The 20,437-nt window shown below is 45.3% G+C and carries 19 protein-coding genes; 11 read left to right on the forward strand and 8 right to left on the reverse strand.

The features are described from left to right. Positions 1-162 precede the first annotated feature (162 nt). Complete coding sequence (locus AC1RR2_RS03970) at positions 163-516, reverse strand: hypothetical protein (RefSeq protein WP_493221007.1); 354 nt, start codon at positions 514-516, stop codon at positions 163-165. A 135-nt stretch (positions 517-651) separates the two neighbouring features. Between AC1RR2_RS03970 and AC1RR2_RS03975 the strand changes: the two genes are divergently transcribed. The 3 genes from AC1RR2_RS03975 to AC1RR2_RS03985 all read left to right on the forward strand — a co-directional run bounded on the left by AC1RR2_RS03975 (position 652) and on the right by AC1RR2_RS03985 (position 1,772). Next, positions 652-927 (forward strand): hypothetical protein, encoded by a 276-nt coding sequence (locus AC1RR2_RS03975; protein ID WP_493221008.1) that lies wholly within the window; start codon positions 652-654, stop codon positions 925-927. Beyond that, entirely contained in the window at positions 920-1,261 is a 342-nt protein-coding gene (locus AC1RR2_RS03980) for a hypothetical protein (protein ID WP_493221009.1), read from the forward strand. The genes AC1RR2_RS03975 and AC1RR2_RS03980 overlap by 8 nt, the downstream gene beginning before the upstream one ends. A 208-nt stretch (positions 1,262-1,469) precedes the next feature. After that, on the forward strand, positions 1,470-1,772 hold the full coding sequence (locus AC1RR2_RS03985; protein ID WP_493221010.1) for a hypothetical protein: 303 nt from the start codon (positions 1,470-1,472) through the stop codon (positions 1,770-1,772). A gap of 125 nt (positions 1,773-1,897) precedes the next feature. On the opposite strand, the gene AC1RR2_RS03990 is transcribed toward AC1RR2_RS03985, so the two are convergent. Beyond that, positions 1,898-2,344 (reverse strand): Lrp/AsnC family transcriptional regulator, encoded by a 447-nt coding sequence (locus tag AC1RR2_RS03990; protein WP_493221011.1) that lies wholly within the window; start codon positions 2,342-2,344, stop codon positions 1,898-1,900. Positions 2,345-2,522: 178 nt separating this feature from the next. Here AC1RR2_RS03990 and AC1RR2_RS03995 point away from each other — a divergent pair, with 178 nt between their 5' ends. Both AC1RR2_RS03995 and AC1RR2_RS04000 read left to right on the forward strand, forming a co-directional pair. Beyond that, positions 2,523-3,614: a saccharopine dehydrogenase family protein gene (locus AC1RR2_RS03995; protein ID WP_493221012.1), complete on the forward strand. Its 1,092-nt coding sequence runs from the start codon at positions 2,523-2,525 to the stop codon at positions 3,612-3,614. 170 nt (positions 3,615-3,784) lie between these two features. Further along, the gene (locus AC1RR2_RS04000) at positions 3,785-4,678 is read left to right on the forward strand and encodes a hypothetical protein (protein ID WP_493221013.1); all 894 of its coding nucleotides are present in this window, start codon (positions 3,785-3,787) and stop codon (positions 4,676-4,678) included. A 36-nt stretch (positions 4,679-4,714) separates the two neighbouring features. Here the strand turns inward: AC1RR2_RS04000 and AC1RR2_RS04005 are convergent, their stop codons facing one another. The 3 genes from AC1RR2_RS04005 to AC1RR2_RS04015 are packed head-to-tail and all read right to left on the reverse strand — an operon-like array spanning position 4,715 to position 9,053. Further along, positions 4,715-6,019, reverse strand: coding sequence for a replication-associated recombination protein A (locus tag AC1RR2_RS04005; RefSeq protein WP_493221014.1), 1,305 nt, complete (start codon positions 6,017-6,019; stop codon positions 4,715-4,717). Further along, complete coding sequence (gene lolA, locus AC1RR2_RS04010) at positions 6,016-6,672, reverse strand: outer membrane lipoprotein chaperone LolA (protein WP_493221236.1); 657 nt, start codon at positions 6,670-6,672, stop codon at positions 6,016-6,018. The genes AC1RR2_RS04005 and lolA overlap by 4 nt, the downstream gene beginning before the upstream one ends. 56 nt (positions 6,673-6,728) lie before the next feature. Next, positions 6,729-9,053 carry a DNA translocase FtsK gene (locus AC1RR2_RS04015; protein WP_493221015.1) on the reverse strand — a complete coding sequence of 775 codons (2,325 nt, stop codon included), beginning with the start codon at positions 9,051-9,053 and terminating at the stop codon, positions 6,729-6,731. A gap of 518 nt (positions 9,054-9,571) precedes the next feature. Between AC1RR2_RS04015 and AC1RR2_RS04020 the strand changes: the two genes are divergently transcribed. From AC1RR2_RS04020 to AC1RR2_RS04035, 4 genes are all read left to right on the forward strand, one after another. Continuing rightward, positions 9,572-11,362, forward strand: a complete 1,791-nt coding sequence (locus tag AC1RR2_RS04020) for a pre-peptidase C-terminal domain-containing protein (protein ID WP_493221016.1) — start codon at positions 9,572-9,574, stop codon at positions 11,360-11,362. Between the two features lie 172 nt (positions 11,363-11,534). Further along, a complete protein-coding gene (locus tag AC1RR2_RS04025) occupies positions 11,535-13,208 on the forward strand; it encodes an alpha-amylase family glycosyl hydrolase (RefSeq protein ID WP_493221017.1) in 1,674 nt (557 codons plus the stop codon). 302 nt (positions 13,209-13,510) lie between these two features. Beyond that, the gene (gene trxB / locus AC1RR2_RS04030; protein WP_493221018.1) at positions 13,511-14,464 is read left to right on the forward strand and encodes a thioredoxin-disulfide reductase; all 954 of its coding nucleotides are present in this window, start codon (positions 13,511-13,513) and stop codon (positions 14,462-14,464) included. Positions 14,465-14,585: 121 nt separating this feature from the next. Next, positions 14,586-15,215 carry a Smr/MutS family protein gene (locus tag AC1RR2_RS04035; RefSeq protein WP_493221019.1) on the forward strand — a complete coding sequence of 210 codons (630 nt, stop codon included), beginning with the start codon at positions 14,586-14,588 and terminating at the stop codon, positions 15,213-15,215. A 67-nt stretch (positions 15,216-15,282) separates the two neighbouring features. Here AC1RR2_RS04035 and AC1RR2_RS04040 read toward each other — a convergent pair whose 3' ends face one another. After that, positions 15,283-15,621 carry a P-II family nitrogen regulator gene (locus AC1RR2_RS04040; RefSeq protein ID WP_186942768.1) on the reverse strand — a complete coding sequence of 113 codons (339 nt, stop codon included), beginning with the start codon at positions 15,619-15,621 and terminating at the stop codon, positions 15,283-15,285. A 37-nt stretch (positions 15,622-15,658) separates the two neighbouring features. After that, complete coding sequence (locus AC1RR2_RS04045) at positions 15,659-17,272, reverse strand: NAD+ synthase (RefSeq protein WP_493221020.1); 1,614 nt, start codon at positions 17,270-17,272, stop codon at positions 15,659-15,661. A 32-nt stretch (positions 17,273-17,304) separates the two neighbouring features. On the opposite strand from AC1RR2_RS04045, the gene AC1RR2_RS04050 reads away from it, so the two are divergent. Together AC1RR2_RS04050 and AC1RR2_RS04055 are read left to right on the forward strand one after the other, a co-directional pair. Continuing rightward, positions 17,305-18,483 carry a GNAT family N-acetyltransferase gene (locus AC1RR2_RS04050; RefSeq protein WP_493221021.1) on the forward strand — a complete coding sequence of 393 codons (1,179 nt, stop codon included), beginning with the start codon at positions 17,305-17,307 and terminating at the stop codon, positions 18,481-18,483. A gap of 202 nt (positions 18,484-18,685) precedes the next feature. Beyond that, positions 18,686-19,720, forward strand: coding sequence for a serine/threonine protein kinase (locus tag AC1RR2_RS04055; RefSeq protein ID WP_493221022.1), 1,035 nt, complete (start codon positions 18,686-18,688; stop codon positions 19,718-19,720). Between the two features lie 86 nt (positions 19,721-19,806). Here the strand turns inward: AC1RR2_RS04055 and ppa are convergent, their stop codons facing one another. Next, on the reverse strand, positions 19,807-20,343 hold the full coding sequence (gene ppa / locus AC1RR2_RS04060) for an inorganic diphosphatase (protein ID WP_493221023.1): 537 nt from the start codon (positions 20,341-20,343) through the stop codon (positions 19,807-19,809). Between the last annotated feature and the right edge of the window lie 94 nt (positions 20,344-20,437).

Genomic DNA, 20,437 nt, shown 5'->3' on the forward strand with positions numbered 1-20,437 from the left:
GCTTTTCTTAATGCGTAAATCTGGTATCGTTCTATTTGGGTGAGATGTGTGTAGTTCATTATGCAATTTCGACTGGCAGGTCAAAAAGGCACAAATGCTATCGCATCTTGCCCTCATCAACCGGTACCGTTCATAAATTGCACTTCATCCTAGAATTCGCCTTTATTTATCTTCACGACGCAAAGTAATTTGTTCAACGCGCACCAATTGCGCCTCTTCGCTTTCTTTATAAGACCACGCAGCTCTATCGCTCATTGTTCTATCACTTGCTGTTTTTTGGCCGCGCACATTCATCACGACTAATAGCAAGAACAGCTTAATCAACATAAATATCACAAATAGTGTCAATACTAAGGGCACGATAGTCAGAAGCAACGCGACACCAATACACAACATTAATAGACGTGGCAAGGGTGTACGCATCAACACCTGTGCAGCCTTATTTCCAACTGCACGCAACTCCTGCCAGGCCTGGCGTAAGACGGAATACAAATACTGTTTGCTAGAATTTTTCATGATTGATCCTTGATAAAGAAACTGTGAACGCATTTGCACTGTAAGACATCGTATTGAACTTGACATCCCCAATCCGACCAAATTAATGTTTAACGGTATGAAGTGCAGGACGCGCGGGGTGAACGGATTATGCGCATGCATCTCCTATCTAGCCACGGTAAAACCAAGCAAAAATCGCCACGCAAGGGTCTGACCAATTCCATTCTGTTTACCACCAGCAATAGTCAACATGATCGCTTACCTCACTCTGAAATTGGCGTGAAAGCAAGCTGCGTTGGAAAAACAGGGCTTGATACCGTTGATTCTGCATTTCATCACATCTCGCTGGCGATTCGGCCAGCACTTCTTTACAGTGGCGACATCAAATCTACTCATGCATCACCTTATTCGAAGGAAAACCATCATGTCTGAACACTTAAAAAACGCCCTGTCACTATTCACGGCAATCGCCATCAATAGCGTTTTTTGCGCAGCCAGCTTTGCCTCAAATCCAATAGACGTCACTGCATCGAACAAATCAAATGGCTGGGCTAGCAATACACAAACCGTCGTCGTCAAAGCGAAACGTCTGAGTCTTCAACAAAAAGCAGATTACGACAAAGAACAAATCAACAGCAACATGCAAACCATCACGATTTCTGCAAAACGCCTCAGCGCAGCCGACAAGTTATCGTTTGACAAAGCGCAGGAAAAACAACAACAAGTAAACGACATGAATCAAAATTCAATGCAGAAATTGACTTAATCAAGACAAAATATTGGTGATTATCAGGATTTCTGTTTATAGAAATAGGCAAATCACAAAGTAACTTATTACAAAAACCACGGACACCAAGAAAATTGTCGGCAAGACATTTTTTTGATACAAATTAATTACAATTAGTTTGACGCATGCATACCAATTTGATTTACACTTCTCGCTTCACTGCGATTCATTTGGAGCTTTGACTATCATGAATACGAAAAAAATTTCTCTCGGTATTACTTTGGCGGCATTTACGAGTCTCGCCTTTAGCCAAGAGTTTGTGGTTTCTCCTTCGCAGATGAATACGCAAGCAGCTTGCCAAGAGAACTGCCCGGCGGATGGGGCTAATGGTGGTCAAGGTGCAATGCAGATAGATCGTAGCGGTATGGATAAAGCGTCGGTGCATTTACAGGTTTTACAACAAAGTTCGCAGAAATTCAGCGAGCCTGCTAATGCGAAGAAGAATAACGACGACAAAAAACCTTCCAGCAAAGCACAGAGTAATTCTTAATCAATGAGCCTTCGATAGCCGAAAGCTTAGACAAAAAATGGTCTGTTTTTCAGACCATTTTTCGTTTACACCCAAGCAACAGCTCCCATTTCTTAAAACAAGGTTTTGCGTCTCCTTAATCGCACTTAAATCGAAGAGCGATCTATACGTTTACTCAAAATAATTGAAGTCGAGGTTTGGCGTACGCCATCGCGATTACCGATTTGATCTAATAATTTATCCAAAATCTCCGTGCTGGCGCAACGTAAGGTCAACATATAATCAATCGCACCACTCACGGCGCACAAACTTTCTACCTCTGGCAACTGTTCTAAAAACTTAATGAGGCCAAGCGCATTGCGTGCTTCTACTGAAAGGCCAACATAGGCGCGGACTACAGGTTGATACATAACAGGATTAAGTTTTACTCCATAGCCAGCAATCACCTTACGTTTTTCCAAAACCTGCAGTCTCGCAATGACCGTAGTGCGTGCTATGCCTATTTGCTTGGCAATCGTCGTGACTGGAACTCTCGCATTATCCATTAACAAAGCTAAAATTTTATTATCAACTTCATCTAAAGCAGCTTTCATCTGTCACGCCTTCCCGAATCAAAATAAATCAAATCATCGTCTTTTATCGTCATATTGTATCGTCATTACACAATATGACGTCATTTTCAGCTCTATTATCTGACACTCATGGCAACTACACTAGAAAAATAAGTACACAAATTTTTCCATGTTCAACAGAGATAAATAGGAGCAAAAAATGAAAACCAAATTAATTCTTCTCGGTGCAGGAAAAATCGGCGATGCCATCCTGAATCTACTCTCCCATACAGGTGACTACGAGATAACAGTCGCGGATCGCGATCAGCAACGACTGTTATATGTAGAACAAGCGCGATTTCCTGGCGTAAAAACAATTCAGGCCGACCTGAGCAATCATGATGTAGTGAGCGCCTTAATCCGAAATCAACAAGTCACCATGTCTGCTTGTCCTTACTTTCTAACACCGATTATCGCCAAGGCGGCTAAAGAAAATAATTCACACTATTTCGATTTGACCGAAGATGTAGAAAGTACGCGCACGGTGAAGGATCTTGCCTTTAATGCCAGCAGCGCTTTTATTCCTCAATGCGGGCTGGCGCCAGGCTTTATTTCTATCGTTGCCAATGAGCTAGCGAACAAATTTGATAGTTTGCGTGACGTCACTTTGCGCGTTGGTGCACTACCTACGTTTCCGAATAATGCCTTGAAATACAACTTAACCTGGAGCACCGACGGTTTAATAAACGAGTACTGCAATCCTTGTGAAGCCATCGTCGATGGGCGCCAACGCGAGACCTCAGCATTAGAAGAAGTTGAGCATTTTTCTCTCGATGGTATCGACTATGAAGCCTTTAATACCTCTGGTGGTTTAGGTTCTTTATGTGAATCGCTAGAAGGCAAAGTACAAAACCTGAATTACAAAACAGTACGTTATCCGGGACATCGCGATATCGTCAAAATGCTGATTCGCGATCTAGAGTTGGGTAAACTGGAACGCCGCCACATCTTAAAAGAGGTGCTAGAAACTTCTATCCCTATGACCAAGCAAGATGTGGTGTTGACCTTTGTAAGTGTGATCGGTCAACGTAATGGCAGACTAGAACAAGAAACTTACGCAAAGAAAATCTATGCTCAAGAAGTTAATGGCCAATTGCTCTCAGCAATCCAATTGACCACCGCATCCGGCATTTGCACCATGGTGGAATTACTATTGGCGGGAAAGCTACCGCAACAAGGCTTAGTACGCCAGGAACAAGCGAGTTTTAAAGAATTTTGTGAGAATCGTTTTGGTCGCTACTATGCATCGTGACCCCGAACGCATCGGCAAAAATTCTCGCCGTTTCTGGTGCAAGAATTGTTTTTGATCAGTTTCCGACGCTGATGTGAGGAATTGAAGATATGCCTCACTTTTTACGTTATTTCGACCTATACTTAGCCTTAAAAGTAATCAAAAATTGCGCAGCTTATAGGGAGAAAAAAGTGAGGCGCATATACAATTTGCCACAAATGGCTGCTCATATTTTGCTTGCTGTCGCATTCGCAATCGTGGCCACTTCATTACGAGCCCAAATCCAAGAACCTTTGCAAATCAATATTCCTCGCCTCGATGTCAAAGTCGATCCGAACGAAGCATACATCCAAGAACTATTAAAACAAATCATCCTTCACTCCCCACGTCCTTACAAAGTAGTTGCTACTCAAGGTCGTATGCTACAAGGACGATCAATTTATGAAATGACTAAGCCGGATGGAATAGTAGATATTTTGTGGAGCATGACGACGGATGATCGCGAGAAAAAATTAATTCCGATACGTATTCCCATAGAAAAAGGTCTGATCGGATGGCGCATAGGGCTCATCACCAGCAAAATGAAAACGGCTTTTGCTGGTATTAAAAAGCTCGACGATCTAAAACCCTATGCTGCGGGACAAGGAATCGACTGGCCTGACGTGAATATTTTAAAAGCAAATAACTTAACGGTATTCACTTCAAACGCCTACGATCCCCTATTTGCGATGTTGGAAGCTGGGCGTTTTGATTACTTTCCGCGCTCGATTTTTGAAATCTGGGGTGATCTTGCCAATCATCGCCAACATCAGATTGAAGTTGAGCAAAATATTATTTTGCATTATCCGACAGCTTGCTATTTTTTCATAACGCCACGCCGCCCCAAACTAGCAGAAGACTTACGAATAGGTTTTGAAAAGATAATTGCAAATGGGGTTTTTGAACGTCTATTTCAAAAATACAATCAAGCATCGATAGAACGTGCCAATCTTAAACAACGCACGATTATCTATCTCAAGAATCCCTTGCTGACGCCGACATCTATGCCTTTGCATAGACCAGAATTGTGGTTTCAGGCTTGGTAGACAACATGCCCGAATAACTCAGCACACCGTATTAACTTAGCTGTTGTCATCTAGCTGTCTGAGGTAAGCCAGCTTCTCTGCGATTTTAATTTCCATACCGCGCGGTACGGGTTCATACCAGTGCAGCGCTTCCAGACCTTCCGGCATATAAGTTTCACCCGCTGCATACGCATTCGGTTCGTCGTGCGCATAACGATAGAGCTTTCCGTAACCAAGCTCCTTCATCAGCTTAGTCGGCGCATTGCGTAAATGTTCAGGTACGCCACGCGACTTATCTTTCGCCACAAAAGCACGGGCTTGTTTGTAAGCCATATAGATAGCATTGGATTTTGCAGCACAAGCCAAATACACCACCGCTTCAGCCAAAGCCAACTCACCTTCGGGAGAACCTAAACGTTCATAGACCTCCGCGGCATCGAGGCTAATCCGTAATGCGCGCGGGTCGGCCAAACCGATATCTTCGCTCGCCATACGAATGATGCGCCGCGCTAAATACCGTGGATCAGTGCCACCATCGATCATGCGCACCAGCCAATATAAAGCAGCATCAGGATTCGAACCGCGCACTGATTTATGCAAAGCAGATATCTGGTCATAAAACGCATCGCCACCTTTATCAAAGCGACGCAGCGTGTCGCCCAAACATTCAGCTAACAAAAGAATATCAACTTCTTTCAGGCCTTTTACCTGGGCAGCTCGTGCCGTGATATCAAGATTATTCAGTAGTTTTCGCCCATCGCCATCCGCACTGGCAATCAAACTTTGCTTTGCCTCCACGCTAAATTGCAGACCATCTAATTCCTGCAGACAAGCTTTATCCAACATCAAAGTCAGATCATCTTCGGTCAAGGATTTCAACACGTACACGGCGGCACGCGACAGTAGCGCACTATTTACTTCGAAAGAGGGATTTTCGGTCGTTGCGCCTATGAAAGTGAACAAGCCACTTTCTACATGCGGTAAAAATGCATCTTGCTGGCTCTTATTAAAACGATGAACTTCGTCTACAAACAAAATGGTGCGACGTTGTGATGTTGCACGCACGAATTCTGCACGTTCAACCGCATCGCGGATATCTTTCACACCAGACAGGACTGCCGACAAGGCAATAAACTCGGCTTGAAACGCTTGTGCCATTAAACGCGCCAAAGTCGTCTTCCCGACACCGGGCGGCCCCCACAACAACATAGAATGCGGCTCACCCGACTCAAACGCAACACGCAAAGGTTTGCCCTCGCCCAGCAAATGCTGCTGGCCAATGACTTCTGTCAGTGAACTTGGGCGCAGGCGCTCGGCTAAGGGTTGGTGCAGTGATGCCGGGGCTGCAGACATAGACATCATAGGCGATTCACGTCCGCACCTTTGGGTACGACAAATTTAAAATGATCTGCTGCGAAATTGGGATTTCTTTCGAAATTAATCAGGTTCACCGTAGAGATTTGACCGAAGCTATCACGTAACTCCATACCGACAGGCAGACCATCCTTCATACCAATACGGATTAATTCAAACTGACTATCTTTCTCTTTTGGTATCGCTTCTAACCACTCAATACCGTTGTTAACACCGGCATCTTTCAGGGTGAAATTCTTCTCCAGATCAACGCTACCAAACAAAATCGCGGCTGGGCTTGAGCCTATCGCATTACCCAGTGCTTTGATGGTGACTTGGTTTAAATCTTTGTCGTACATATACAGCTTGTCACCGTCCGCCTGTAAAACTTGTTCATAAGGTTTGAGGTAACTCCAGACAAATTTACCGGGGCGTGCAAACTTAAAAACACCCGATGCAGTTTTACCTAATTGCGCTTTACCACCCACCATTTTGACTTGGGTCTGGGAAAAATCGCCTTTCGCTGTTTTGGTATTCACCACGAAAGATTTAAATTGATCAATCGCCGAAGCTTGTGCCGCGCTCAATCCCGCGAACATCAGACTCAAGGCTATTGCACTCATTTTTATACGAGACCTACTTTTTTGTAAGGATTTCAAAATATTTCCAATTCTGTTTTGTGAACATCTTTTCTTAACGCAACAGCGAGCAATAAGGTCTACTCAGCATTACCTGCCGGCACCAAAATCTCACGATTGCCATTCGATTGCATGGTTGAAACGACACCACTGGTTTCCATCTGCTCCAATAAACGTGCGGCGCGGTTATAACCAATGCGCAAATGTCGCTGAACCAAAGAGATAGAGGCTCGGCGATTTTTCAATACGATAGCGACCGCCTGATCGTACAAAGCATCCGCTTCACCGCCGCCTTCACCGGGTGCCAGCGCATCTCCGCCTTCTTCTAACACGCCGCCTTCTAAAATACCTTCGATGTAATTTGGCTCGCCCTGTTCTTTCAAATATTTCACCACACGATGCACTTCTTCATCGGACACAAAAGCACCATGCACGCGCACGGGCAAACCAGTGCCGGGCGGCATGTACAACATATCACCCATACCTAACAAAGACTCCGCGCCCATCTGATCGAGAATCGTACGTGAGTCAATTTTGCTGCTGACCTGAAAGGCAATACGTGTAGGGATGTTCGCTTTAATCAAACCGGTAATGACATCGACTGATGGGCGTTGTGTTGCCAAGATCAAATGCAAACCCGCTGCCCGTGCTTTCTGGGCAATACGTGCGATCAATTCCTCGACCTTCTTACCTACCACCATCATCAAATCAGCTAATTCATCGATGATAATAACAATGGTCGGAAGCTTTTCCAAAGGCTCTGGTGCATCGGGCGTCAAGCTAAATGGATTGGGAATATGCTCTTCACGCTTCGCCGCTTCAGCGATCTTCATGTTGTATCCTGCGAGATTACGCACGCCCAGTTTTGACATCAATTTATAGCGGCGTTCCATTTCATTCACCGCCCAATTCAGGGCATGTCCGGCCTGGCGCATATCGGTAACCACAGGTGCTAACAAATGTGGGATGCCTTCATACACCGACATCTCCAACATCTTGGGATCGATCAAAATCATCCTGACATCGTTCGGGTCTGATTTGTACAATAAAGATAAAATCGTGGCGTTAATTCCCACTGATTTACCTGAACCCGTGGTACCCGCCACCAAAAGATGCGGCATCTTGGCCAGATCCGCTACCACTGGATGACCGGCGATATCCTTACCTAAAGCGATGGTCAAATTCGAAGCACTATCGTTATACACTTTAGAGCTCAAAATTTCGGTTAAACGCACGATCTGACGTTTAGGGTTTGGTAACTCCAAGCCCATATAATTTTTGCCGGGAATGGTCTCGACCACGCGTATCGAAGTCAGCGCAAAAGAACGTGCCAGGTCACGCGCTAAGCCAACGATCTGGCTACCTTTCACACCTGTCGCAGGTTCAATTTCATAGCGGGTAATTACAGGGCCAGGGTAAGCGGCAATCACTTTCGCCTCCACGCCAAAATCAGATAATTTTTTCTCGATAAGGCGGCTGGTAAACTCTAAAGTTTCTATGCTCACGGTCTCTTGCGTAAGCGGCGGCTCGTCTAATAAAGACAATGGCGGCAGGTTGGTATCAGGCATATCGTTGAACAAAGAAACTTGACGTTCTTTTTCGATGCGTTCTGATTTTTGCACGGTAACCACTTGCGGCTCTATTCGTATCGGCGGCGCTTCAACAATTTTTGCACGTTCTTGTACCACCGTCGTTTCACGTTTAACGGCGGCGCTTTCACCTAATTTACGATCCTCGTGATCGGTATATTTTTTACGGAAAAATTCAATCGTGCCTTCAATTGCAGCACCTGTATTTTCGGCAATTTGCCACCAAGAGATATGAAAATACAGGCTAAAACCAAGTGAGATCAGCAATAGCAGCAATAGCGTCGCACCCGTAAAGCCAAAAGCCGACGAACTCAGGTGGCCAATCAGCTCTCCCAACACACCGCCATGCACACCAGGCAATGCCACTTTCAATGAATACAGTCGCAAGGATTCTATGCCCATGCAGCCAAACAGCATCAGAAAAAAACCTGTGCACTGAATAATTTTTTCTAGACTGTGCGGCGTCTCAACTTCCATCTCGGCCAGTTTATTATTCACCTTGCGATAGTCAGACCACACCATGCGTATGATCGCCAGGCAAAACCACCATGCGGAAAAACCAAAAATAAAAAAGAATAAATCTGAGATATAGGCACCAACCCGCCCACCCAAATTATGAAAACGCGACACTTCGGTCACGCGCGACCAACCGGGATCAAGTGGTGAATAAGTTGCGAATATCAGCATCAAATAAACACTGACCGCAGCGAACAGCAACCAACGCACCTCTGTCAACAAAACGACAAGGCGATTCGGTAAAGGTGCACTGGACGGTGCATTACGGCTACGTTGATAAACTTCGTTGGAATTCGTCATAGTTCTTAGAGAAAACAAGCAGACATGATTGTAGGGCAAAAGCTGGGGAATAGGCTATTTGACCAAGTATTTCTAAATTTATACGCGACTATTCAGTTTCATTGGTAAGAGTAAAAAAAACACACCCTCAGCGTCCGAGCTTTAATGCGTGGTGAACGTTCATATAGCAACGGAATAGTCGCATTTATACAGACATTTCTTAAATTACATCTCAATGGAAAAACGTCAGAAGCAACAGAAGTCCAAAAAAAATTTCTTTTTTCAAGAAATCAGGTTATATTCAATGTCAATCGGTTTACATAAAAAATAAAATGTAAAAATTTAGACAGTTATTGAGTGACTTAGTTCTACGTGCATTAAGTGCACATCACCAGATACCGACTGTCTCAGATTCAAAAGCGACCGACCTTAAGAATGTATTCCGCACTTTCGACGTGATCAAGAAATGCCTGCTGTCTCTACGCTGCAGACACACTCGAAAGAATGCCGTACACCATTATTATTTCGGAGACAAACAATTGAAAAACCTCAACTTATGGAAAGCCAGTTCTATGCTACTGGCGACTTTACTAGCTTCGCTCATGAGCATGACAAGTGCGGCCGCTTGCCGCACCAACGAAGTCGAACCGAACAACACCGATACTGCTGCGAATACAGGAATATGCTCTGGCACCACCATCACAGGTAGTCTGAGCTCAGCCAGTGACTACGACTGGTACAAACTCGATGTCAACGCGGCAGGCACAATTACCGTCAAACTTTCGCACGGGACGGGTGTCGATCTTGATTGGTATCTGTATCCTGCAACGGGCGCTTATGTCAGCTACAAATCGACTAGCAATAACCCCGAAACTGGAACCTATAATGCACCTGCCGCCGGTACTTATTATGTTCGAGTCAAGAGCTATTCGGGTAGTGGCAATTACACTTTGAACCTCACATTCCCAAGTGCTGGCGGCAATCCTGATGTACCACCTGTCACACCACCTATCACTGCAGTCGTGACTGGCAAAGTGTGGCTAAATGGCGGGCTGATCTTACAAGAAAATACCGGTATTTTCGTGGCGGGCTTACGTCAGGCTACTGGCAAAAACACCACAGTACCCAACATCAATAGCACGTCCAATTGCAGCGCAGATTGGAATAGCACACCTTGTCCGCGTGTAGCAATTATCACTGCTGCAGCGATCAATCAGGCCGATGGTGTCGATAAATTTACCAATGACACCGCATCTGGTGCCTGGTCTTACTACAATCTATTTCAACGTCATGGTTTTTCACCCAAGCACATTTTGAGTCACCACGATACCTATGCAAATAATTCGAACAATTCCAGCAGTCAGGGCCAGGCCAATATCGCCATAATCAATCAAGCTGACCTGGTTTATGTGATAGGCGGTGATCAATCACGTTTAGCACGGACTTTCCTCAAAGACGACGGCAGCGATACGCCATTATTAGCAGCCATACGAGCACGCTATGCAGCAGGCAATTTCATTTATGCAGGCGACTCTGCAGGCACTGCAATTGCGCCAACAACTTCCTACGGTGAAGGCATCAGCATAGGCTATTTGAATCAAAATACGCTACGCAGCATCACGCCGGCAAACTGCCCTTACGTCGCTCCCGCCTCAGATGGTACGCCCGCACCTAGTTGTCTGAGTCACCCTAGCAATGTCGATTTTGGTACTAAGATTAAAGGCTTTGGCTTTGTACCCAACGCGAATATTGATACCCATTTTGATAATCGCGCCAGTCGCTCAGGTCGCTTGGGAAGATTCATCGCCGCCTTAAAAAATATAGGCCCCAATGTGTCTTATGGCATCGATCAAAACACGGCGCTTTACCTTAACGGAGATATTGCGACCGTCTATGGAACGGGGGGCGTATTCGTGGCTGAAGCAACCACCAGCAATTTTGGCACTGGGACAAAATTTAATGCCAGCAGCGTGCGCTTATCCTATTTAACTGCGGGTGACAGTTTCAAATTCAGTGATCGCACTATCACCAGCAGCAAAACATTATTGATAGGCAGCGGTGGCGTTAGCTATCAATTTAGCAACGCACTCAATTCCAGTAATATCTTTGCTGTGGACGCAAATGGCGTCGGCAGCTCCAGTGCTATATTCAAACACCTGATAGATCAGACGCCTAGCTCCAGCACTGGCACAGCGCCATCCGATTCATATAATCCACTTTCCTTCACATTGACTTTCAAACGCGATGGACAAACCCAAGGCTATAAGAATGCAACAGGGAGTTACAGCGGTCCGTACACCATAAAAAAGGCATTACTAGATATTAATTAATCAATTACCCCCCCACTCCGCAAAAAGCGACTTTCGAGTCGCTTTTTTTATTCTACAAATAAAATATGTAGTTTTACTACAAATAGTAAACAATGTTCGAAAGTTTAATACTAGAATGAAGATAGTTAGTTGGATAACGATAGACAAACGAACGGTAATTAAAATACATAAAATGACTAAAACTACACTTCAATTATTCCGCACCCTGACACTTCCCCTAGTCACTATGACTATCCTCAGCGCCTGCGGTGGCGGTGGCAGCACCTCTAGTACGATCAATTTTTCTTCGACCAACACACCAACAGTAGAGACGCCAAGTGCCAATCTTCCTGCGGTGAATACCAGTGTCGTGAATAAAAATGATCCTGGTAGCGCTTTATCGGATAACTGGCGCAACGGCCCATTTATGGAAATTTACGTGCGCGGCTACCAGGATAGCAATGGTGATGGTGTCGGCGATATCCGTGGATTGATACAACGCCTGGACTATTTACAGGATTTGGGTATCAAGGGCCTATGGCTAATGCCTATTACCCAAAGTGAGGACAAAGATCACGGCTACGCGGTAAAGGACTATCGAGATATTGAAGCGCAATACGGCACGCTGGCCGATTTCGATGAACTAGTTAAACAAGCCCATGCACGTGGCATAGGCCTGATACTTGATTATGTGATGAATCACAGTGCGAATACGCATCCTGCATTTATCAACTCTGCCGATACCAGCAATAATGCCTATCGCGCCTGGTATGTGTGGAAAGATATCGCACCGGGCGGCTGGAATATTTTTGGCAATAATCCCTGGTATAACACCAAGAATGGTGCCTACTTCGCCGCGTTCTACTCTGGTATGCCGGACTTCAATTTACTCAATCCTGCCGTGCTTGAATTCCATCAAAACAATTTACGTTTCTGGCTCAATCGCGGAGCCGATGGCTTTCGATTTGATGCCGTTGGCAATCTGATCGAAAACAATGCTGGCGCATGGGAGAGCCAACCCGAGAGCATCGCCGTGATGGGCAAAGTACGTGAAAACATTGCGCAATACGATAAACGCTACATCGTTTGTGAAGCGCCCGGCAATCCCCTCGCCTTTGCAGCAAACAACTCCTGTGGCAATGCGTTCGCCTTCAAACACAATTACGATATCGTCAATGCAGCCAAAGGGCAAACTAGCGCGATCCAAGCAGTCGCCGACTATTTCAACAGCGCACCCCTAACTATGTCGACGATGATTTCCAACCATGATGAATTCGCCGGGGCACGACTTTGGGATCAGCTTAACGGCAACATCGCACAATACAAACTCGCGGCAGCCACTTATTTATTACAACCCGGAACACCGTTCATCTATTATGGCGAGGAAATTGGTTTGGCAGGCGCCACTAATTTGACAGGAGATCACAAGTTACGTACTCCCATGAGCTGGAACAGTAATAGCAACAATGCTGGCTTTACAACGGGTACGCCTTTCCGTGCTTTATCTGGCAATGTCAGCGGTCAAAATGTGGAAGCGCAACGCCAAGATCCCAACTCCCTGCTGCAGTTTTACAAAGACTTGATCAGTCTACGCAAGCAACGCAACTCGCTTAATTCTGGCAATTACATCAACGCGATGGTAGAAAACGGCATCCTCAGTTTTCAACGTCAATCCGGCAATGAAAAAAGCGTCATCATCATTAACTACGGCAATAACGCCAGCTTAGGCCTAATTAAAAACCTGCCTGCCAATGCAAGATTAAGCAGTGTTTATCCGAATAACAGCCTCAATGTGAGTAGCGATACGAATGGGTCGGCTAATATCAACTTACCCGCCCAGTCGATTCTTGTTTTCGCGATAAATTAAGCCTGCCTTGAAGTTTTTCTGGCACGAATAGATGCAAATAGGCGCAAAACCACCTGCGCCGCCCCCCCCATCGCTATCATGCTTAGGGCAATGCCAACTTCGGGCACCCTATATTCTCTATTCCTACACCTAGCTAGCATTCGCTGCATTCCTTGACCTGCATAAAGTCAAGTTACTGCAAATCTGGGATAATGGCGATCTTCGCAAATCAAAATATGGATTTGTTGCCAGAAAAGTGGGTTTTAAGCACTTATTTAATATTCAAGAAGTCATTTTCGTCGACCTTTTACATCGGAACCATCATGTCTACACCTAAATCAACTAAGCACGCCCATGTTTTGATTCTCGGCTCTGGCCCAGCTGGTTACTCCGCAGCCGTGTATGCAGCACGCGCCAATCTAAATCCTGTATTAATCACAGGCGTAGAACAAGGCGGTCAATTGATGACAACGACAGATGTCGAAAACTGGCCAGCCGATCCTAATGGCGTACAAGGTCCAGAATTGATGCAACGTTTTTTAGAACACGCAGAACGCTTCAACACAGAAATTATTTTTGATTATATTCACACTGCCAAACTGACAGAAAAACCGATACGCTTAATCGGTGATCAAGCTGAATACACTTGCGATTCTTTAATTATTTCGACTGGCGCTTCCGCCCAATATCTGGGTCTGCCATCCGAAGAAGCCTTCATGGGCAAAGGCGTGTCCGCTTGCGCCACTTGCGATGGTTTCTTTTATCGCGGTAAAGAAGTCGCCGTTGTCGGTGGTGGTAACACTGCGGTAGAGGAAGCCTTGTATTTATCAAATATTGCCAGCAAAGTGACTGTCATTCATCGTCGCGATAAATTCCGTGCCGAAGCGATTTTGATAGACCGCTTGATGGCCAAAGTTGCGGAGGGCAAGATCGAAGTGAAGTGGAATCACACTCTGGATGAAGTTACGGGCGACGCCTCTGGCGTGACCGGTATCAATATCAAATCCGCCGATGGTATTGTGAGCGCTATACCTTTACACGGTGTCTTCATCGCGATTGGTCACAAGCCAAATACCAGTATTTTTGAAGGTCAGTTGGAGATGAAAAACGGCTATATCATCACCAAGATGGGTAACGAAGGTATGGCAACGGCCACCAATATTCCAGGCGTATTTGCAGCAGGTGATGTGCAAGATCATATCTACCGTCAGGCTATTACCAGCGCTGGTACAGGCTGTATGGCTGCACTCGATGCGCAGCGTTTCTTAGAAGAATAAATTTGAACCGCAGAGGCGCAGAGATTGCAGAGTCTTTTCAAAAACCTCTGCGCCTCTGCGCCACTGCGGCAAAAGTTTCTAAATTCCTTTTTCATCGGCAAACTTCCTCATGGCCTCATCAATGAAATCTTTTGCTGACCTTCAACAAGTTGGCAAACAACTCAAAGAACAACAAGCGCAACGCGAAAAAGCTGAGGCGGAACGGATAGCGCGCGAAAAGCAAGCAGCAATCGAAGCGAATATTTTTCGCAGCAGCATAGGCGAAGTGCAAATCTTAAAACAGCCAGAAAAATTCCAAGCAATCCCCAAAAAACCAAAACCAATCGCTTACAAACATATTGAAGACGAACAAAAAGCACTACAGGAATCTTTATCCGACGAGTTCGATGCGGGAACCCTGTTAGAGTCAGATGAAAATCTCAGCTACACCCGAATTGGTGTAGGCATCGACGTGGCAAAAAAATTGCGTCAAGGCGCTTGGGTCATACAAGCGCAGCTCGATTTGCACGGCATGCGCCGTGACCAAGCGCGTGACAATCTCGGCGAATTTTTACGTAAATGTATACGTAGTGGCTATCGCTGTGTGCGGATTATTCATGGCAAGGGATTAGGTTCGATCAACAAAGAACCTGTGTTGAAAAACAAGGTGCGGAATTGGCTGATACAGAAAGATGAAGTGATTGCCTTTAGTCAAGCGACCGCAGCAGACGGCGGCTCTGGCGCCTTGATAGTTTTACTGCGAGCCTCCTAAATCTATCAAAAAAACAGGCGCGAATCATCAACCTGATTCGCGCCTGCTTTGTTTTACCTCGGGAAATTTAGACGGCTTCTGATCCAGTCTCACCAGTACGAATACGTATCACCTGCTCGACATTCTGCACAAAAATTTTGCCATCGCCGATTTTGCCTGTATGCGCAGCTTTAATGATGGCATCAACTACGTGATCACAAACCTTATCATCAACTACCACTTCAACTTTAATTTTCGGCAGAAAATCGACGACGTACTCAGCACCACGATACAACTCAGTGTGCCCTTTTTGACGCCCAAAACCTTTGACTTCCGTCACTGTCAGACCGGTAACGCCGACTTCAGCCAGACCTTCGCGGACTTCATCTAATTTAAATGGTTTGATGATAGCGGTAATTTGTTTCATGTTTTCCTCACTGATTGTCTACTATGTGTCTACTAACTTAATCGCGAAACTTCGATGTAATCGGATAACGCCAGTCACGTCCAAAGGCACGATGCGTAATGCGAATACCCACCGGCGCCTGACGTCGTTTATATTCATTAATTTTAATCAAGCGCGTGATACGCTCCACATCGGCTTCGCTGTAACCTGCCGCGATAATTTCAGCTCGTGACTGATTTTCTTCCATATAGCGCTGCATAATTCCGTCAAGAATATCGTATGGAGGTAAGGAGTCTTGATCCTTTTGATCTGGACGCAATTCCGCCGACGGTGGCCGCGTAATAATGCGCTCAGGAATCACATCGCTTATTGAATTTCTATACGCACAAAGTCGATACACCATGGTTTTCGCAACGTCTTTGATCACCGCAAAACCACCTGCCATATCACCATACAAAGTGCAATAACCAACCGCCATCTCGCTCTTATTACCGGTTGTCAAAACGATAGAGCCATACTTATTCGACATCGCCATCAATATCGTACCGCGTATGCGTGCCTGAATATTTTCTTCCGTCGTATCTTCTTTTAAGCCGGCAAATTCCTGACTCAAAGTATTTTTGAATGCACTAAAACATTCATTGATAGAAATCTCGTCGTAACGCACGCCGATACGTTTCACCATTTCGCGCGAATCTAACCAGGAAATATCAGCGGTATACGGCGAAGGCATCATCACCGCACGCACCTTGTCTGCACCCAAAGCATCAACCGCAATCGCTAAAGTCAAAGCCGAATCAACGCCACCCGAAAAACCAATCAAGACACTAGGGAAACCATTCTTCGTCACATAGTCACGCACACCCAACACCAAGGCGTGATAGATCTGCGCTTCTACGGATAAAGTCTGTGCTACCGCACTGACTTGCGGCACACCATCCTTAAAATCAACCATCTGCAAATCCGCTTCGCAGTGTTTTAGCTGTGCGCAAACTCGTCCTTCTTGGTCGAGTACAAAGGAGTTGCCATCAAAAATCAATTCATCCTGACCGCCCAACAAATTCGCATACACCAAACTCATACCTAGTTTGCTGATGTTTTGACGCATGACTTCAATCCGGAAATCACTTTTATTCATGTGAAACGGAGAAGCATTTGGTGCAAGTAAGACTTGCGCTCCCGCAGCACGCGCTAATTGCGGCGCGTCGCCATTCCAAACATCTTCACAAATATTGATGCCGAATTTGGTACCCTTCACGTCGAATACCACAGGGTCATCTCCCGTGCAGAAATAACGCTTCTCATCAAACACCGCGTCATTCGGCAAAGCGTGTTTCAAATAGGTATGCGTGATGTTGCCATTCAACACAACCGAAATCGCGTTATAGTGCTGTCCATGCTGCTCCAATGGATGTCCGACCAAGACATGCACATCAGAAAATGGCTGCAAGTCACGCGCCAACTTTTGCAGTGCAAGCTCAGTTTGCTGACAAAACGCACTACGAAGTAATAAGTCCTCTGGAGGATAACCAACCAGCGATAGTTCAGGCGTCACCACAATGTCGGCAGCTTGTGCCGAGGCACGCGCCACGTAGTCGAGAATTTGCTGAGCATTGCCCGTGAGATCACCGACAATGCTGTTCATTTGAGCAATAGCAACTTTTACTGTCATAAGATTTAACGATAAAGATTTAAAGCCGAGTTATGAATTCTGAAGTCTCACATTATCGCATGTGCTTGGTCGATTCTCTATCGGAGATTGGGCAAGCAAATTGGGATGGCTTAGTGCAGTTGCAAACACAGCCCTATCCTTTTTTGTCATTTGCTTTCTTACATGCACTACATGAATCGGGTTCTGCGTCGGCAGAAACGGGCTGGATTCCGCGTTTCATTTGCGTCTGGGAACAAATCGGAACGCAAGAAACACTAGTTGCCGCTATGCCCTTATATGAAAAATTGCACTCCTATGGTGAATATGTGTTTGACTGGGCGTGGGCAAATGCCTATCAACAACATGGGCTGTCCTACTATCCCAAACTCTTGTCAGCGATACCCTTCACGCCCGTGCAAGGCAACCGTCTGCTTAGCAGCTCACCCAGCGCCGAAAAAATCCTACTGCAACACTTATTATCTCTAATAAAAAGCGGCGCCTATTCGTCTTGTCATGTGTTATTTCCAAGTTCCAATGAAATGCCAATATTCAAAGCCCAGGGATTTATGCAAAGGCAAGGGGTGCAATTCCATTGGCAAAATCAGGGCTTTCAAGACTTCGAACATTTCTTAAGTAGTTTGGAACATAAGAAGCGAAAGAACATACGTGCAGAGCGACGTAAAGTACAGGAAAGCGGTGTTCAATTTTTGCGCTTGCGCGGTAAAGACATAACTCAAACCGACTGGCAATTTTTCAAGCGATGCTATGACCGCACTTACGCCGAACATCATTCTAGTCCTTACCTGAATCTGGATTTCTTCCTGCGCATTGGTCAGTCTATGCCAGACCATATTCTCCTGATCATCGCCAGCTTAGATAATGAAAGAATCGCCGCCGCGCTCTTTATACATAATAAGACAACAATCTACGGGCGCTATTGGGGCTGTCTGCGACACTTGCCCTGCCTGCATTTTGAAACGGCGTATTACCAGGCTTTAGAATTTTGCATAGAAGAAAAAATTCAAATATTTGAAGGTGGTGCACAAGGTGAGCACAAAATGGCGCGTGGCTTTTTGCCACAAAAAACTTACTCAGCGCATTTTTTGAACGAACCAGCATTTGCCGATGCGGTTGCCCACTTTTTGCAACGCGAACAAGGTGGTATCGACAACTATCTAGATGAGCTTCACGAACACTCCCCTTTTAAAAATATAATTAGTCCAAGCAATTAGGAATATCTGACAAGTGGTATTAGCAAAGAAATCGAAAATCAATTCTTCAGCTAAACTGAATTTGCAACAAATTTGTACAGAAAGCAGGTCTGATTGTCATTCATCATGATCAAATCCATTAGAATGTGCGAATGCAAAAATAATCCATTCGCCTCATCATTAGCAGATGGTTAGATATATTTAATTCAAGGTTGTACTGAGTATGAATCAAACTCCACATTTAAACAGCCCAGCCGCATCTGCCAAAATGCCTATGCGTAGAATCGGCCGTTTTACTGTGACTGACAAGCTCGGTAGCGGCTCCAATGGCAATGTATTACTTGGTCACGACCCCATCATAGATCGCGCTGTAGCGATTAAGATCTTGAATAATCCGGTTGGCGCTACTGATAAAAAGCAACGCGAACAACAATTTATCAACGAAGCACGTGCTGCAGGCAGACTGTCCCATCCAAATATTGTGACGATTTACGATGCCTCCAGTGAGGGTGGCACCACCTTCATCGCGATGGAATTCTTGCAAGGTAAAGATTTACGTGAACTAATGGCAAGCGGCAAACGCTTTGACGTCCTCGATGCAGCTGGCATTGCCTACAAGATCGCAAATGCCTTAGCCTTTGCCCACAATCAAGGCGTGATTCACCGCGATATCAAACCCGCTAATATTTTCATCGTCGAAAACAATCAGCCTAAAGTGGTGGATTTTGGAATTGCTCGGGTACCTAATCGGGTGCTCGATGAAAACGGTCAACCGCAAACCCTATTCAAAGGCAATATCATGGGGACACCGAACTATATGTCGCCCGAACAAGCGTCCAGCCAACCGGTTACAGCATTAACCGATGTCTATTCCCTAGGCGCAGTCTTGTATGAATTATTAACCGGACAAAAGCCGTTCTCCGCCTCTGACTTTGACAAGCTGCTCTACAACATCACGCATAAGACACCAAAATCTCCCGATGCGATCAACCCCAATGTGCCAGAAAAATTAGCACACATCGTCATGAAGGCAATGCAGAAAAAACCACATAGGCGCTACAAGAGTGCGGCCGAAATGGCGCTGGCATTGAATAAGTTTTTAGCAGGTGAAAAGCGTGCGCGCCGTCAATCTGCCAAAGGTGAAGTGTCAAAAAGCAGTGGTACGGTGAATTGGAAAGAAAAAGGCACTTTGTTTTGGTTGGGCTGGGGTAGTTTTATAATTGCAGCATTTTTAGCAGTAATGGCATTTCGCTCTTAAAACAATTTGGTATTTTTTCAAAACAAAAAGCACTCGAAATTGAGTGCTTTTTTCATAGAGAATACGCCGACTAAGAATAACGACTTTTAAGCCAAAGACTTTTTATAGTTTTCCACACCATTCAAAATCTCTGCACGGGCTTCATCTGTGCCGCCCCATCCATCAATTTTCACCCATTTACCTGGCTCTAAATCTTTGTAATGTTCGAAGAAATGCTGGATTTGATTGAGACGTAAAATGTTCAAATCTTCTGGTTTTTGCCAGTGCTGATAGATAGGCAGAATTTTGTCGATAGGTACGGCTAACACTTTACCATCTGCACCTGCTTCGTCATGCATATTCAAGATACCGATAGGACGGCAACGCACTACAACGCCAGGGATCAAAGGAAATGGTGTAATCACCAACACGTCAACCGGATCACCATCGCCAGAAATCGTATTTGGCACATAACCGTAGTTACATGGATAATGCATCGCTGTACCCATGAAACGGTCAACAAAAATCGCGCCGCTTTCTTTGTCTACTTCGTACTTGATCGGATCCGCGTTCATAGGGATCTCGATGATGACGTTAAAATCATTAGGCAAATCACGACCTGCAGCTACTTTATTTAAACTCATAAGACACTTTCAAAGTAAATCAAACACAATCGATAGATTATAACGATTTTTAAGACATTTTGGTGCGGCGCAATAGAAATTCAGGCCGCACACC

This window comes from Undibacterium sp. GW821-FHT11H02, assembly GCF_058808015.1.

Bases quoted from the DNA above. Each gene is read 5' to 3' on its own strand.
- AC1RR2_RS03970 (WP_493221007.1), bottom strand. From the start codon at position 516: ATGAAAAATTCTAGCAAACAGTATTTGTATTCCGTCTTACGCCAGGCC.
- AC1RR2_RS03975 (WP_493221008.1), top strand. From the start codon at position 652: ATGCATCTCCTATCTAGCCACGGTAAAACCAAGCAAAAATCGCCACGC.
- AC1RR2_RS03980 (WP_493221009.1), top strand. From the start codon at position 920: ATGTCTGAACACTTAAAAAACGCCCTGTCACTATTCACGGCAATCGCC.
- AC1RR2_RS03985 (WP_493221010.1), top strand. From the start codon at position 1,470: ATGAATACGAAAAAAATTTCTCTCGGTATTACTTTGGCGGCATTTACG.
- AC1RR2_RS03990 (WP_493221011.1), bottom strand. From the start codon at position 2,344: ATGAAAGCTGCTTTAGATGAAGTTGATAATAAAATTTTAGCTTTGTTA.
- AC1RR2_RS03995 (WP_493221012.1), top strand. From the start codon at position 2,523: ATGAAAACCAAATTAATTCTTCTCGGTGCAGGAAAAATCGGCGATGCC.
- AC1RR2_RS04005 (WP_493221014.1), bottom strand. From the start codon at position 6,019: ATGATGTCTATGTCTGCAGCCCCGGCATCACTGCACCAACCCTTAGCC.
- AC1RR2_RS04015 (WP_493221015.1), bottom strand. From the start codon at position 9,053: ATGACGAATTCCAACGAAGTTTATCAACGTAGCCGTAATGCACCGTCC.
- AC1RR2_RS04025 (WP_493221017.1), top strand. From the start codon at position 11,535: ATGACTAAAACTACACTTCAATTATTCCGCACCCTGACACTTCCCCTA.
- trxB (WP_493221018.1), top strand. From the start codon at position 13,511: ATGTCTACACCTAAATCAACTAAGCACGCCCATGTTTTGATTCTCGGC.
- AC1RR2_RS04035 (WP_493221019.1), top strand. From the start codon at position 14,586: ATGAAATCTTTTGCTGACCTTCAACAAGTTGGCAAACAACTCAAAGAA.
- AC1RR2_RS04040 (WP_186942768.1), bottom strand. From the start codon at position 15,621: ATGAAACAAATTACCGCTATCATCAAACCATTTAAATTAGATGAAGTC.
- AC1RR2_RS04045 (WP_493221020.1), bottom strand. From the start codon at position 17,272: ATGACAGTAAAAGTTGCTATTGCTCAAATGAACAGCATTGTCGGTGAT.
- AC1RR2_RS04050 (WP_493221021.1), top strand. From the start codon at position 17,305: ATGAATTCTGAAGTCTCACATTATCGCATGTGCTTGGTCGATTCTCTA.
- AC1RR2_RS04055 (WP_493221022.1), top strand. From the start codon at position 18,686: ATGAATCAAACTCCACATTTAAACAGCCCAGCCGCATCTGCCAAAATG.
- ppa (WP_493221023.1), bottom strand. From the start codon at position 20,343: ATGAGTTTAAATAAAGTAGCTGCAGGTCGTGATTTGCCTAATGATTTT.